Annotated in this window: 18 protein-coding genes; 6 read left to right on the forward strand and 12 right to left on the reverse strand. The window is 56.4% G+C overall.

From position 1 onward, the window contains the following. Positions 1–40 precede the first annotated feature (40 nt). On the reverse strand, positions 41–1,138 hold the full coding sequence (gene zapE / locus QUE89_RS12010) for a cell division protein ZapE (RefSeq protein ID WP_286222880.1): 1,098 nt from the start codon (positions 1,136–1,138) through the stop codon (positions 41–43). Between the two features lie 231 nt (positions 1,139–1,369). Between zapE and QUE89_RS12015 the strand changes: the two genes are divergently transcribed. After that, entirely contained in the window at positions 1,370–1,801 is a 432-nt protein-coding gene (locus tag QUE89_RS12015) for a Z-ring associated ZapG family protein (protein ID WP_041341091.1), read from the forward strand. Between the two features lie 4 nt (positions 1,802–1,805). Here QUE89_RS12015 and QUE89_RS12020 read toward each other — a convergent pair whose 3' ends face one another. The 11 genes from QUE89_RS12020 to QUE89_RS12070 form a co-directional block, all read right to left on the reverse strand. Continuing rightward, positions 1,806–2,549 (reverse strand): Nif3-like dinuclear metal center hexameric protein, encoded by a 744-nt coding sequence (locus tag QUE89_RS12020; protein WP_286220316.1) that lies wholly within the window; start codon positions 2,547–2,549, stop codon positions 1,806–1,808. A gap of 162 nt (positions 2,550–2,711) precedes the next feature. After that, the gene (gene hisC / locus QUE89_RS12025; RefSeq protein ID WP_286220317.1) at positions 2,712–3,764 is read right to left on the reverse strand and encodes a histidinol-phosphate transaminase; all 1,053 of its coding nucleotides are present in this window, start codon (positions 3,762–3,764) and stop codon (positions 2,712–2,714) included. Positions 3,765–3,824: 60 nt separating this feature from the next. Continuing rightward, complete coding sequence (gene hisD, locus QUE89_RS12030) at positions 3,825–5,132, reverse strand: histidinol dehydrogenase (protein ID WP_286220318.1); 1,308 nt, start codon at positions 5,130–5,132, stop codon at positions 3,825–3,827. Positions 5,133–5,302: 170 nt separating this feature from the next. After that, positions 5,303–5,950 carry an ATP phosphoribosyltransferase gene (hisG, locus tag QUE89_RS12035; protein WP_138439319.1) on the reverse strand — a complete coding sequence of 216 codons (648 nt, stop codon included), beginning with the start codon at positions 5,948–5,950 and terminating at the stop codon, positions 5,303–5,305. 29 nt (positions 5,951–5,979) lie between these two features. After that, positions 5,980–7,242 carry a UDP-N-acetylglucosamine 1-carboxyvinyltransferase gene (murA, locus tag QUE89_RS12040; RefSeq protein ID WP_286220319.1) on the reverse strand — a complete coding sequence of 421 codons (1,263 nt, stop codon included), beginning with the start codon at positions 7,240–7,242 and terminating at the stop codon, positions 5,980–5,982. 28 nt (positions 7,243–7,270) lie between these two features. Continuing rightward, the gene (locus QUE89_RS12045; RefSeq protein WP_138439317.1) at positions 7,271–7,513 is read right to left on the reverse strand and encodes a BolA family protein; all 243 of its coding nucleotides are present in this window, start codon (positions 7,511–7,513) and stop codon (positions 7,271–7,273) included. Positions 7,514–7,631: 118 nt separating this feature from the next. Next, complete coding sequence (locus QUE89_RS12050; protein ID WP_286220320.1) at positions 7,632–7,958, reverse strand: STAS domain-containing protein; 327 nt, start codon at positions 7,956–7,958, stop codon at positions 7,632–7,634. Further along, a complete protein-coding gene (locus QUE89_RS12055; protein ID WP_286220321.1) occupies positions 7,955–8,608 on the reverse strand; it encodes an MlaC/ttg2D family ABC transporter substrate-binding protein in 654 nt (217 codons plus the stop codon). Before QUE89_RS12055 ends, QUE89_RS12050 begins: the two co-directional genes overlap by 4 nt. Positions 8,609–8,657: 49 nt before the next feature. After that, positions 8,658–9,107, reverse strand: a complete 450-nt coding sequence (gene mlaD / locus QUE89_RS12060) for an outer membrane lipid asymmetry maintenance protein MlaD (protein ID WP_286222881.1) — start codon at positions 9,105–9,107, stop codon at positions 8,658–8,660. Positions 9,108–9,141: 34 nt separating this feature from the next. Beyond that, on the reverse strand, positions 9,142–9,879 hold the full coding sequence (mlaE, locus tag QUE89_RS12065) for a lipid asymmetry maintenance ABC transporter permease subunit MlaE (RefSeq protein WP_286222882.1): 738 nt from the start codon (positions 9,877–9,879) through the stop codon (positions 9,142–9,144). 41 nt (positions 9,880–9,920) lie between these two features. Then, positions 9,921–10,733, reverse strand: coding sequence for an ABC transporter ATP-binding protein (locus QUE89_RS12070; protein ID WP_286220322.1), 813 nt, complete (start codon positions 10,731–10,733; stop codon positions 9,921–9,923). A gap of 279 nt (positions 10,734–11,012) precedes the next feature. Between QUE89_RS12070 and QUE89_RS12075 the strand changes: the two genes are divergently transcribed. Genes QUE89_RS12075 through lptB form a run of 5 tightly spaced genes read left to right on the forward strand, consistent with a single transcriptional unit; the run spans position 11,013 to position 14,450 of the window. Then, positions 11,013–11,993: a KpsF/GutQ family sugar-phosphate isomerase gene (locus QUE89_RS12075; protein ID WP_286220323.1), complete on the forward strand. Its 981-nt coding sequence runs from the start codon at positions 11,013–11,015 to the stop codon at positions 11,991–11,993. Continuing rightward, positions 11,993–12,562, forward strand: coding sequence for a KdsC family phosphatase (locus tag QUE89_RS12080; RefSeq protein WP_286220324.1), 570 nt, complete (start codon positions 11,993–11,995; stop codon positions 12,560–12,562). The genes QUE89_RS12075 and QUE89_RS12080 overlap by 1 nt, the downstream gene beginning before the upstream one ends. Beyond that, positions 12,559–13,209, forward strand: a complete 651-nt coding sequence (gene lptC, locus QUE89_RS12085) for an LPS export ABC transporter periplasmic protein LptC (RefSeq protein WP_353506789.1) — start codon at positions 12,559–12,561, stop codon at positions 13,207–13,209. Before QUE89_RS12080 ends, lptC begins: the two co-directional genes overlap by 4 nt. Continuing rightward, positions 13,193–13,747, forward strand: coding sequence for a lipopolysaccharide transport periplasmic protein LptA (gene lptA, locus QUE89_RS12090; protein WP_286220325.1), 555 nt, complete (start codon positions 13,193–13,195; stop codon positions 13,745–13,747). The genes lptC and lptA overlap by 17 nt, the downstream gene beginning before the upstream one ends. Next, a complete protein-coding gene (gene lptB / locus QUE89_RS12095) occupies positions 13,725–14,450 on the forward strand; it encodes an LPS export ABC transporter ATP-binding protein (protein WP_286220326.1) in 726 nt (241 codons plus the stop codon). Before lptA ends, lptB begins: the two co-directional genes overlap by 23 nt. Positions 14,451–14,547: the final 97 nt, after the last annotated feature.

The raw sequence follows: 14,547 nt of genomic DNA on the forward strand, positions 1-14,547 counted from the left end.
ATCGTTCTGATTCAGTTCTACTGAATTCTTATGGGATTATTTACGGCTTGTGCGGTGCTTCCAGATACTCATGGGACTGCATTTCCAGCAGTCGTGATTCGGTTCTTTCAAACTCGAAACTGAGCCGGCCACCTGAATAAAGCTCGGTTATAGGAGCCGCGGCGGACATGATCACCTTCACATTACGATCGTAAAACTCGTCCACCATGTTGATGAACCGACGGGCCTGGTCATCATTCTCGCGCCCCAGCACAGGGACATTACTGATAATGATCGCGTGAAACTGCCGAGCCAACTCTATGTAGTCGTTCTGGCTACGGGGGCCGTCACACACATCCACGAAATCAAACCAGACCACGTCATCAGCATGAGCCTGGGCCGGAATCTTCCGACCATTTATCTCCATGGTCTTGCTGTGCTTGCCGGCCTCCACCGCCAGGGCATCGAAACTCGCCCGCAGGCTGACATCGGCGTCGGCATCCAGCGGAGAATGAAACAGCTCCGCCTGTTCCAGAGTCCTGAGGCGGTAATCGATACCACCATCAACATTCACAACCTGAGTATGCTTTTTCACCAGGGCGATCGCAGGCAGGAAACGCGCCCGCTGCAGGCCGTCCTTATACAGTCCATCCGGAACAATGTTGGAGGTGCACACCAGAGTCACGCCACGGCTAAACAGACCGTCCATCAGGGTGGCGAGGATCATGGCGTCACCAATGTCGGAAACAAAAAACTCGTCAAAACAGATCACACGGGCTTCGTCAGCGAACTTCTTGGACACCAACTCCAGTGGGTTTTTCTCGCCCTTGAGAGACTTCAGCTCGGTATGAACCCGCTGCATGAAACGGTGAAAATGAACCCGCATCTTGCGATCAAAAGGCAGGGATTCGTAGAAGGTATCCATCAGGTAAGTCTTACCGCGACCAACGCCGCCCCAGAAATACAGCCCGGTAACCGGATCTTCCTTGCCCTTCTTCAGTTTTCGGCGCAGCTTGGTCATCGCCTTATTGCGATCACTTTCCGCATCGACCAGTTTGTCGTACAGTGACTGCAGACGGCTGACAGCATCTTCCTGAGCAGCGTCCTTCTGAAAATCCGCGCGTTCGAGATCCTTCTGGTAACGTTCCCAAGGGGTCAAGTTCACACTGGTATCGGAGGACTTGGAGTCTGTCATTAAGCTGTTCCCGGAGATCTGTCGTGAAATTTGGGGCGGCGTATTGTCGCGCATTTCGTCATTATTCGCCACGTTGGACGCTTGCATAGCAATACGACGATTGGCGCAGGATAGAATCATGGGCTGAGCACGCGTCGAGCGTTATACTCGACTATCGTGCGAGGCTAATTTCCAGGTAAAAGGACGACACAGCATATGACAAACCTGATTCTGGCAGCGATTGCCGCATTGATTGTTGGCATCGTCATCGGGGTAGTTGTTGGCCGCTCCGGGCAGGGAACCACGCTGCGACAGCGTCGGGCAGAACAACAAATTGAAGAGCTGAGAAGCGAATATACGCGCTATCAGGCTCAGGTGAATGAGCACTTCATGGAGTCCTCCCACCTTTTGCGCCGATTTAACGACGCCTATCGCGACGTGAACCAACACATGGCGCGCGGAGCCAACCGGCTGTGCAACGATGAAGAGTGGATGGAGGAGCTGGCGCAGGAAACCTCGCGGAAGCGATTGGAAGAAGTCAGCGACGACGGCGTCGAGCCGCCGCGGGACTATGCCCCCAAGACCGACCCTGATGCTTCGGGAACGCTGGCAGAAGGTTTCGGCCTCCCCAAGAAAGAGAAGGCCTGAGCGATTACACCGGGTTGTCGCAGTCGATAAATCGATGCGTCAGCCCGAATTCCTTTGCCAGCGCCTCGCCCAACGCCCGCACGCCATATCGCTCCGTAGCGTGATGGCCCGCAGCATAATAGTAAATGCCACATTCACGCGCCGTGTGAGTTGTCGGCTCTGAAATTTCCCCACTGACAAAAGCATCCAGACCGGCATCCAGTGCGGTGCCAATAAAACCCTGTGCAGCGCCAGTACACCAACCTACCCGGCTGATTTGGGGCTTGCCTTCTCCAACCAGAAGCGGCTCCCGGTGAAGGTGCTCAGCAATATGGCGACCAAACTGCTCCGGCGTCATAGGCTCGGAAAGCTCACCTTCCCATACCAAACCACCGAGCGGCTTGGGATTCTCGATACCCAGAACATTCGCTAGCTGCCGATTGTTGCCATACTCGGGGTGATCATCCAGGGGCAGGTGATACGCAGCCAGATTGATGTCCTTTTGAAGCAAGGTTTTCAGCCGCTCGCGCTTCATGCCGCGAATGCGCTGGTCTTCCCCTTTCCAGAAATAGCCGTGGTGCACCAGGATCATGTCGGCATCTGCTTCGATAGCTGCATCAATCAGCGCTTGCGAAGCGGTAACGCCGGTAACTAGGGTGAGAACTTCTTCCTTACCTTCAACCTGCAGACCGTTCGGACAATAGTCCTGAAAGTTCTCTGGCTGGAGCCATTCGGCGATTTTTTGAACGATAGCATTGCGACTGGCCATGAAACTCTCCAAGTGCAATTTCTGGCTTGTGAGTGGTCGGCAGGCAGGGAGGACGTTCCGGGAACCGCTACGAGCACATCCATGTGCGCTTGACTCCGGCCATCCATGGCCTCCGACATTCCCGGAACGTCCTCCCCACCTACCTTCTCCGATCTTTCCAGTTTACAGCGACTTAAGGCCTTTGATCAGAGCATCATTCTGCTCCGGAGTACCAATGGTAATCCGGAGGAATTGCTCAATCCGCGGCTTGTTGAAGTGACGAACGATGATGCCCTGCTCTCTCAGATCCTGCGCCAGAGATTCGCCGGACTTCGTCTTGTGGCGAGCCAGCACGAAGTTGGCCTTGGACGGCAGCACTTCAAAATCGAGCGCTTCAAGCGATTCCGTTAAACGCTCACGCTCGCTGATGACGCCAGCGCAGCATTTCTGGAACCAGGCCTCGTCTTCATAGGCCGCTTGGGCACCAGCTTGAGCGAGTCGATCTAGCGGATAGCTATTAAAGCTGTTCTTGACCCGATTCAGTGCCTCGATCAAATCCGGATGCCCCACCGCAAAGCCAACGCGCAGCCCCGCCAAGGAACGGGCTTTGGAAAGGGTTTGGCAGACCAACAGGTTCGGATAATCATTCACCAGGGCAATGGCGCTCTCGCCACCGAAGTCGATGTAAGCCTCGTCCACGACAACGACCCGATCAGGATTGGCCTGCAGAATTTCTTCTACGTGCTTTAAACCGAGATACCGGCCTGTGGGCGCATTGGGGTTCGGGAAAATTACCCCGCCGTTGGCCTGTTTGTAGTCTTCGGGATTGATCTCGAAGCTGTCAGTCAACGGGACTTTAACGCCCTCGATGTTATACAGACCACAGTACACCGGGTAGAAGCTGTAGGTGATATCCGGAAACAGAATCGGCTCGCCGTGCTGAAACAGGCCATAGAAGATATGCGCCAGGACTTCGTCAGACCCATTACCGAGGAAGACCTGCTCAGGCTTCAGGGAGTGATAGTTGGCAATGGTCTGGCGCAGACTTTCGCCTTCCGGGTCCGGGTACAGGCGAAGGTTGTCATTCAGCTCGGCCTTGATTGCTTCAACGACCTTAGGTGACGGACCAAAAGGGTTTTCATTGGTATTTAGTTTGACCAAGTTGGCCATTTTCGGCTGCTCGCCTGGCACATACGGGACCAGGTCATTAACCAGCGGGCTCCAGAACTTACTCATACTGAGATGAACTCCGTGCTGTCGCTGCGCAGGAGGGCCCTGCGCGCGAACATAGATGTGTCAGTCTTCCTTGATGCGATACTCGGCGGAACGGGCGTGAGCTGTCAGACCCTCACCGCGCGCCAGCACTGAGGCCACCCGCCCCATGCGATCCGCTCCAGAGGCACTGAAACCAATGAGGGAGGAACGCTTCTGGAAATCGTAGACACCCAGAGGTGACGAGAACCGGGCAGTCCCGCTGGTGGGCAGCACGTGGTTCGGACCCGCACAGTAGTCGCCAAGCGCTTCGGCGGTGTAACGCCCCATAAAGATAGCACCAGCATGACGAATCTCTTCGCACAACGCCTCAGGGTCTTCCACTGACAACTCCAGATGCTCCGGAGCAATTCGATTGGAAACTTCTGCCGCCTGACTGAGGTCGACCACCTGAATCATTGCCGCCCGAGTACCCATAGACGCCTCGATGATCTCGGCGCGCTCCATGGTAGGCAGCAACTTTTTGATACTGGCTTCCACCGCATCCAAAAACTTCGCGTCCGGACTGATCAGAATCGACTGCGCCTGCTCATCGTGCTCAGCCTGCGAAAACAGATCCATAGCGATCCAGTCAGGATCAGTCTGCCCATCGCAGATCACCAGAATTTCAGACGGACCGGCGATCATATCGATACCAACCGTGCCGAATACCTCACGCTTGGCAGTAGCCACAAAGATATTCCCAGGCCCAACAATCTTATCGACAGACGGCACCGTTTCCGTGCCATACGCCAGAGCACCAACGGCCTGAGCACCACCAAGGGTAAATACACGGTCCACACCCGCAATCGCCGCGGCCGCCAACACCATGTCGTTAACAACGCCATCGGGAGTCGGCACCACCATAATGACTTCGCCGACGCCGGCCACTTTCGCCGGAATGGCGTTCATCAATACGGATGACGGGTAAGCAGCCTTGCCGCCCGGCACGTACAAGCCAGCACGATCCAGCGGTGTGACCTTCTGGCCCAACACCGTGCCGTCTTCTTCCTCGTACTGCCAGGACTTCTGATTCTGCCGCTCGTGATAAGAACGAACCCGCTGCGCCGCTTGCTCCAGAGCAACTCGCTGCTCTTCAGGAATTGCCTCGAGCGCCTTCTGCAGCCGGTCCTGACCAATCTCAAGCTCAGCAACAGTGCCGGCCTTCAGGCGATCAAACTTCTCGGTGAACTCGAGCACCGCAGCGTCACCGCGGGTTTTCACCTGATGCAGGATATGACGTACCGATTCATTCACCTGATGATCAACGCTGTCGTCCCAGGCCAACAGCTTGGCCAGTGAACTGTCGAAGTCACTTTGGGAGGCATTTAATCGTGTGATGTTAACGGTCATGTATCAAATCCTTCAGGGAGTTAAAGACTTACTCGGACTGACTACCGCACAGGGTCAAGGGAAGTGATCGATCAAGAGGTTTCAAAACTGTGCGGAGCCATGGATGGCGGAGCTCAAGCGCCACAGGGATGTGCTTGAGCGGGTTTTAAAACCTCTTGGGCGAGCGCTTCTTAATCCGAAGTACGTCGCTTATCTACGGCAACGGACATCTTTTCGATTATGGGGTTAATTTTTTCGTGTTTCATCTTCATGGACGCCCGGTTCACCACCAATCGGCTACTGATGTGCTCAATCAGCTCCCGAGCCTCAAGACCATTGGCCTTCAGCGTGTTGCCAGTATCCACGATATCGACAATCTCATCCGCCAGCCCAAGAATCGGCGCCAGTTCCATGGCACCATACAACTTGATGATGTCTGCCTGCCGGCCTTGGGCCGAATAGTAGCTGCGCGCCAGATTCACAAACTTGGTCGCGACCTTGATCCGACCATTCGGCGGTGTCTGGTCCTTGGGACCCGCGGTCATCAGCCGGCAACGGGAAATGTTCAGATCCAGCGGCTCATACAATCCCTCACCACCATGCTCCATCAACACATCCTTGCCGGTAACGCCAAGATCAGCGCCGCCGTACTGAACGTAGGTCGGTACATCGGTGGCGCGGATGATAAGCACCCGAACGCTAGGATCCGTTGTCGGGAAAACCAGCTTGCGGGATTTCTTGATGTCGTCGACCAGCTCAATGCCGGCTTCCGCCAGCAGTGGCAGCGTCTCTTCGAGGATGCGCCCCTTCGACAATGCGATGGTGATGGAATCTGTCATGCGTCCTTCCGGTTTCCCGTTTGTTTCCGTCACGCCGGCAAGCGGCGGATGCTGGCACCCAGCAGCTGAAGTTTTTCTTCGATGCACTCGTAACCACGATCGATGTGATAGATGCGATCGACGATGGTATCGCCATCAGCCACCAGGCCAGCAATCACGAGACTGGCAGAAGCGCGCAGATCGGTAGCCATTACCGGTGCACCAGCGAGGCGTTCAACACCTTTGATGATGGCGGCATTGCCTTCAAGCGTGATATCCGCACCCATCCGGATCAGTTCCTGCAAATGCATGAAGCGGTTCTCGAACACCGTTTCCACAATGGTGCCGCTACCTTCAGCCACGACATTCATGGCTGCAAACTGCGCCTGCATGTCCGTTGGAAACGCCGGGTAAGGTGCAGTTCGAATACTCACAGCCTTGGGTCGGTTGCCCTTCATATCCAGCTCGATCCAATCCGGACCGGTGCTGATGTGGGCGCCGGCCTCATTCAGCTTTAGCAGAACCGACTCGAGCAGATCTTCCCGAGTGTCCTTGAGCTTGACCCGTCCACCGGTGGCAGCAGCTGCCACAAGATAGGTTCCGGTTTCCACGCGGTCCGGCAGTACGTCGTAGTGACAACCATGCAGACGCTTCACACCGTGAATCTCGATAGTAGCCGTGCCATGACCTCTGATATCGGCACCCATGGCAATCAGGCATTCCGCCAGATCCACCACTTCCGGCTCACGTGCTGCGTTTTCCAGAATGGTTTTGCCGTCTGCCAGTGCCGCAGCCATCATCAGGTTTTCCGTACCGGTCACGGTGACGGTATCCATGAAAATGTGCGCGCCCTTAAGGCGACCGTTGGTCTTGGCCTTGATGTACCCATTCTCAACCTTGATCTCAGCGCCCATCTGCTCCAGGCCCTGGATGTGCAGGTTCACCGGCCGACTACCGATGGCACAGCCGCCGGGCAGGGATACTTCGGCTTCACCGAAGTGCGCCACCAGAGGCCCCAGCACCAGGATCGAAGCCCGCATGGTCTTAACCAGCTCATAGGGCGCGTGGAAATGCTTGATGGTATTGGCGTGAACCTCCACGCTCATTTTCTCATCAATCATCAGCTCCACACCCATGCGACCGAGCAGTTCGATCATGGTGGTAACGTCGTGCAGGTGCGGCAGATTACCAACGGTTACCGGCTCGTCCGCCAGCAGCGTGGCCGCAAGAATTGGCAGAGCCGCGTTCTTGGCGCCGGAAATGCGTATTTCGCCGTCGAGAGGCTTCCGCCCCCGGATCAGAAGTTTATCCACAGTCAATATCCTGTCTTGTCGGGGCCTATCAGCCCTGGCGCTCAGCCCATTCAGCCGGCGTAAATGCTTTCGGATGCAGCGCGTGAATCGTTCCATCCATAACCTGTTGGAACAGCGCCTTGTTAATCAGCTGCTGCCGCTTGATCGTTGGCAAGCCTTCAAACACATCACCAACCACAACAACCATGTAATGGGTACCGTCGACCTGTACCTCAACTTCGCAGCCGGGCAATGCGTCTTTGACCAACGCGGCGACTTCGGTGGCATCCATAAAAAAACCTCGGGCATTAGAAAATCAGGGGCGAGATTGTAACCAATTACAGAGGCTGGGTCAGCTTTACCATTGGGTAACAAAGATACCGCTAACCTCACCTGGTGGTAGTGCAAAATTATTTGCGAGAAAATCCGGGCAGTTGGTCATCGAGATGACTAAGAGCTGCCAGCGACAGCAGACGCTCACTCACGCCTTGATAGGTCAGAACCACACCCTGGCTGGCCGCCAGCCGCTGCCAGCAAAGGAGCATTGACAACACAACACTGTGCGCCGTCTCCAGCCCCTCAAGATCCACGGTCAGATTAACCGCAGCAGAACGAATGACAGCTTCCCCCTTTGATCTCAGCGCCACGACGGATTCTGCATCCACCTCGCCGGTCACTGCGAGAATGTCATTCGTCCTCTCGACACGGGGCTCCGTTGAGGCCACGACAGCGGTCACGACTTGTCGACTTCCTTATCCAGGTTCAGGGATTTCACCGCGTCACCCCAGCCGTCAATTACAACTTGAACCTGGCCGCGGTGTTCTTCCATTTCCTGGGCAAACCGATCGCGGAAGGCAAGACCGATGTTCACACCTTCGACAATGACATTCTCCATCATCCACTGACCATCGCCGTTCTTGTACATGGAGTAGGTCACCGGGTAGCGGGTACCTGACGCACTGATCACCTCCATCTGAACCGAGGCGCGACCTGCATCCTGCGGGTTAATAACCGCTTCCTTAACCTCGATGCTGAACTTATCAGCTTCCACCAGAGCTTTAGCGTAACTATCAAACAAGCTGCGCTTAAACTTGACCACGAATTCATTACGCTGCTCCGGAGTGGTCTGGCGAGCGTACCTACCCATCACCCGGGCAGCGATCCGGCGAAAATCGACAAAGTCCCGCAAAGACTCGTCCATACTGGCGTAAAACGCTTCGGGATCTTCATCGTACAGACCGCGCTCGGCATTCAGCTTTTCAACCAGACGCTGGGTATTCTGATCTACGTAGGCCTTAAGGTCCTCAGCGGCTCCGGCATGAGCGGATCCCACCACGAAGGCGGCCAATACAAACAGCAAAAACAAACGTTGTTTCACCAAAAGCATTACAATCTCCTTTGAAAACCAGTTCCCTGCGGTCCTACTCATCGGCCCGTCATCGGCCGGAAGCAAAATTACTGATCAGCCGCTCCAGATTCATGGCCGACTGAGTGGAGTAAAAGGTGTCGCCGTCTGCCAACGACTCCATCTCTCCCCCAACGGATATATCAATGTACTGTTCACCGAGCAGGCCCGATGTACGTATTACTGCCGAACTGTCTGACGGAATGGTATCAATATCCGCACTGATCGACATCGTCACTTTTGCCTGAAACGTCTTTTTATTCAGGCTGATAGACTCGATAGTGCCGACCGTAACCCCGGCCATTGAAACCCGCCCTCTGGGTGCCAGCCCTCCGGTATCATTGAAGTTGGCATACACCGTATACGTACCTTCAGCCGATTTGGGCGTCAGGCCACTGACCTGCAGAGCGAGAAACAGCAGCGCCGCCAGTCCGGCAACCATAAACACTCCGACTATGACTTCCGTTGTTCTCTGGGTTATCACCGCTCCACCTACCTTTCTGTCAGTCGTACGTTCAAAAGTCGCCAAACATCACGGCGGTCAACACAAAATCCAGCGCCAGAACTGCCAGCGACGAATACACCACGGTTTTCGTCGTCGCCGAGCTGATACCTGCGGAAGTCGGTACACAGTCGTAACCCTGGTAGACCGCAATCCAGGTGCAGACGAAACCGAACACCACGCTTTTGATCACGCCGTTGAGCACGTCATCCACGAAGTCCACAGATGACTGCATATTACCCCAGAACGAACCCTCAAAAACGCCGAGCCAATCGACACCTACGAGCATTCCGCCCCATATTCCCACCGCCGAAAAGATAATGGCCAGCACCGGCATGGCAATGAAACCGGCCCAAAGCCTCGGCGCAATGACCCTCCGTAATGGGTCGACCCCCATCATCTCCATGCTCGACAATTGTTCAGTCGCTTTCATCAGACCGATTTCGGCTGTCAGGGCAGACCCGGCGCGCCCCGCAAAAAGCAGTGCTGTTACCACCGGTCCCAGCTCACGCACCAGTGTCAGAGCAATCATCTGGCCAATGGCCGCCTCGGAGCCGTAGTCGCTAAGGATGGTGTAGCCCTGCAACCCCAACACCATGCCAATGAAAAGACCGGACACGATAATAATCGCCAGCGACAGAACACCCACGGCGTATAGCTGCTTGATCAACAGCGGAAACCCGATGCTCGGTCTCGGGACACCCACCACAACGCCCGCCAGGAACTGCCCTGAGCGACCGAGTGCCGACATGGTTGTCAGCCCCCAACGGCCCAACGCCACAATTCGATCGATCAAGAAGCCTCCCCGGGGAGCCCATAATCAGCGCCAGCGGGACCGGCAGGATAGTGAAACGGCACCGGTCCATCGGGTTGACCGCGCAGGAACTGCTGGATCTGCTCGGACGGATGAGCCCGGATTTCGTCCGGCGTGCCCTCGCCGATCACCTTGCCATCAGCAATGATGCAGGCGTGATGACAGATGCTGAGGGATTCCGGCACATCATGGGACACCAGCACACTGGTCAGGCCCATAGAACTGTTAAGGTCCCGGATCAGCTTTACCAATACGCCCATGGTGATCGGATCCTGACCGGCGAAAGGCTCGTCGTACATGATCAGCTCCGGGTCCAGGGCAATACTGCGTGCCAGCGCAACTCGCCGGGTCATCCCGCCGGACAACTCTGACGGCATTAATGCCCGAGCGCCGCGCAGGCCCACCGCTTCCAGTTTCATCAGCACGATATCGTGAATCATGTCTTCAGGCAGCGAGGTGTGCACTCGCAGAGGGAACGCCACGTTCTCGTACACATTGAGATCAGTAAACAGGGCCCCGCTCTGGAACAACATGCCAATCTTTTCCCGCAGCTTGTACAGCGCGCCGCGCTTCAGGTTTGGCACGTCGTGACCATCAAGACTGACGCTGCCGGAATCAGGTCGCAGCTGACCACCTATCAGCCGCAACACCGTGGTCTTACCGGTGCCACTGGGCCCCATGATGGCGGTGATTTTACCGCGCGGTATGTCCAGAGTTACGCCATCCAGAACTCGACGCCCTGAACGGGAAAATACAACATCTCTCAATGATATGTATGCGGGACTGTCCATAACCCTACCCTTTGTGCGTAACCCCACCCTGTGAAAGTGCGACTAAAAAGTGCGGCTACATTATGCCAAGGAAGCTTGAAGCTCAATCGGTCCAAGCCGAAAAAGCATGAACACGTTGATCAGTTTCACTGAACTTTCTGTAACGCATCCTGTAACCCACGGCGTCTCTGATTGAAAATGATATACTCCGCTGTAACTTCAGCGGCATTGCCCCAGAATCAGGCACTGTGCAATGCATTGATAACCATGTTCACCCAAGCAGACCAGGCCCTAATCCCGATGACTGAACAGAGCTCAAAGGACTTTCGCACTTCCGCGCTTCAAGCCATCCGTATCGAACGTGATGCTATTGATGCCCTGGAAGGACGCATTGATCACCATTTCATCAAGGCGTGCGAGGTAATCATGGCCTGCAAGGGCCGGGTCGTGGTCACCGGCATGGGCAAATCCGGGCACATTGGTAACAAGATTGCGGCAACCCTGGCGAGTACCGGCACCCCGTCGTTTTTCGTGCATCCCGGCGAAGCCAGCCACGGTGACCTGGGCATGATTACCAGCCAGGACGTAGTCATTGCCATATCCAACAGCGGCAACACCAGCGAGGTGGTTACCATTCTGCCGCTGATCAAGCGTATGGACGCTCCGCTGATCAGCATGACCGGCAACCCGGATTCGGTATTGGCCAGGGAAGCGGTGGCCAACCTGGACGTGAGCGTTGAAACCGAGGCCTGCCCGCTAGGCCTGGCGCCCACCTCTAGCACCACAGCCACGCTGGTCATGGGAGACGCTCTCGCGGTCGCCCTGCTGGAGGCGCGCGGCTTCAGTAAAGAAGATTTTGCATTCTCGCACCCCGGCGGCACGCTCGGGCGTAGGCTTCTGCTTAGAGTCTCCGACATCATGCACACCGGGGACCGCATTCCAAAAGTCCCTGAAGGCACCACCCTCAGCGGCGCCCTGCTGGAAATTTCTCGCAAAGGACTGGGCATGACCACGGTACTGGATGCATCCGGCAAGCTGACCGGCGTCTTTACCGACGGCGACCTGCGTCGCACGCTTGATAAGAATGTCGACGTACACACCACCGCAATCGAACACGTCATGACCCCCAACGGCAAAACCATTCAGGCCGAACACCTGGCGGCGGAAGCCCTGAACATCATGGAAGAAATGAAAATCAACGCGCTGCCGGTGACCGACCAGAGCGGCAGCTTGGTGGGCGCTATCAACATGCACGATCTGCTTCGGGCTGGAGTGATCTGATGTCAGACCCGATCAGCCCGCTAGCCGCGAACTGGCCACGGGAACTCCTGACCAAAGCCGCCGGGATCCGCCTGATTGCGTTTGATGTCGACGGCATCATGAGTGATGGCAGACTCTATTTCAGCGCCAATGGCGATGAGCTCAAAGCCTTCAACATCCTCGACGGCCTGGGCATGAAACAGCTAATGGCGGCGGGCATCGATGTCGCCGTGATCACCGGCCGAAAGTCGCCCCTCACCGAAAAACGGATGCGGGATCTGGGCATTCCCCACCTGATGCAGGGTCGCGAGGATAAACGCGTCGCGCTGCAGGAACTGCTCAGCGCCATGGACCTGCCCGCCGATGCAATCGCCTACATGGGCGACGACCTGCCAGACCTGCCGGCCATCCGTTTTGCCGGGCTTGGCTTGACCGTGCCCAACGGCTATTGGCTGGTACGCGAACACGCCGACTATTGCACCCAGGCCGCCGGTGGCAGCGGCGCCGTGCGTGAAGTCAGTGATTTGTTGCTGACGGCTCAGGGTAAGCTCGGCGCCGCCCTAGCGAGCTATCTGGAGCCCGACACATGAGTGCCAGTTCCAAGGATCAGCGCAGCAACAACAATGGCGAGACCAAAGACGGCCTGATCGCGCTGCTTACGCTATCAGACCGTCCGTGGCTGCGCACCCTGGCCCTCGGCGGCACGATTGCCGCAACACTGTTTCTGTTATGGCGCAGTGACGAACCCACCAGGATTCAAGACGATGCAGCGAAACTTCGAGGCAAGGCCGAACCCGATGGCTTTGTCGTCAATGGCCAGTACACGTCCTATGACGAAAACGGCGACCTGAAAATCCAGTTCACCAGCCCTCGAATCGAACAGTTCGAGGAAGGCAATGTAGCCACCATGAAAGAACCCCGCGCCAAGCTCTTCGGTCAGCCAGAAACGGAACCCTGGATTGTCGAGTCGGAGAATGGCAGCCTGTTGCAAAATGAAGGTGTGCTTTATCTGACCGACCACGTGCGGGTTATCCGGACCATTGGCGAACGCAAAGCCACGATGACAACCACCAGCCTGACCCTGGATAACGACCAGGGCACCGTGTACACCGACGCACCGGTTACCATCACCGATCAAATTGGCGTCACCCGGGCGAAAGGCATGAAAGCCTGGATTGACGACCGAACCCTCGAACTTAAATCTCAGGTGGAAGGACGCTATGAAACTGGTCAATAACCGATGTCTCACGCTGCTGGCTGTCACGCTGGCACTGACCGTCAGCGGGCCTGCCACCGCGTTCAACCTGGATTCCGACGCCCCGATCACCGTGAGCGCCGATAACGCCCGATTGGACGACACCAAGGGCATAGCCACCTACACCGGAGACGTCCAGCTAGTGCAGGGAAAAACCCGGCTCGACGCAGAGCGCGTGGTGCTGTTCCGGGATGCCAATGGCCTGAGCCGCATTGAGGCCTCCGGCCAGCCGGCCCGCTACCAGCAGCCAACCCGGGACGGCGAGGGTGAAACCGACGCCCGTGCCCTCAACATCACCTGGTCCGCCAGCGAAGACCAACTGACCTTTGAAAGGGATGCCATCATTGAGCAGAATGGCAACCTGTTCCGGGGCGACGTCATTCATTATGATACCGTCCGCCGGGTTGTAACCGCGCAGGGTGGCGACACGAATACTGGTAGCGGCCGTGTCGAAATGGTCATCCAGCCACGCAGTACCAAAAGCAAACAGGGATCCGATGGCAGTTCTCAGAGCCAGTAACCTGGCAAAAAGCTACAAACACAAAAAGGTGGTGATTGACGTTTCGCTGGAGATCCGCAGCGGCGAAATCGTTGGTCTTCTCGGTCCCAACGGGGCCGGCAAGACCACCTGCTTTTACATGATTGTCGGGCTGGTGCCTGCTGATCGGGGCCGCATCACTATCGACAGCCAGGACATCACACCACTGCCGATGCATGGCCGCGCCCGCAAGGGTATCGGATACCTGCCCCAGGAAGCCTCGGTGTTTCGCAAACTGACCGTTCGTGACAACATCATGGCCATCCTGGAGACCCGCAAGGGCTTGAGCCGGACCGAACGGGTAAACAAGCTGGAAGAGCTTCTTGAAGAGTTTCACATTACCCACATTCGCGACAGCGTGGGTATGGCCCTGTCCGGCGGTGAACGCCGTCGTGTCGAGATCGCCCGCGCCCTGGCCATGGAGCCCGCGTTTATCCTGCTGGACGAACCCTTTGCCGGGGTCGACCCGATCTCGGTGAGCGATATCAAGCACATCATCCGCCACCTCCGGGACAAGGGCATCGGTGTGCTGATCACCGACCACAACGTGCGGGAAACCCTGGACATTTGTGAGACCGCCTACATTGTCTCCGGTGGTCACATTATTGCGTCCGGAAATTCTGAAACCATCCTGGCCAACCAGCAGGTGAAAGAAGTCTACCTGGGCAATGAATTCAGACTGTGACGCCAAGCATCCGATTGTGTTGGTGACTTTGAGCAAGTAAACTCGGCAAAGAACTTGCTAGGCTCTTTTGGGATGTCGGCAAGTGACGGCCACATAA

It is taken from the genome of Marinobacter sp. LA51 (genome assembly GCF_030297175.1).
GTDB classification, from domain to species: Bacteria; Pseudomonadota; Gammaproteobacteria; order Pseudomonadales; family Oleiphilaceae; genus Marinobacter; species Marinobacter apostichopi.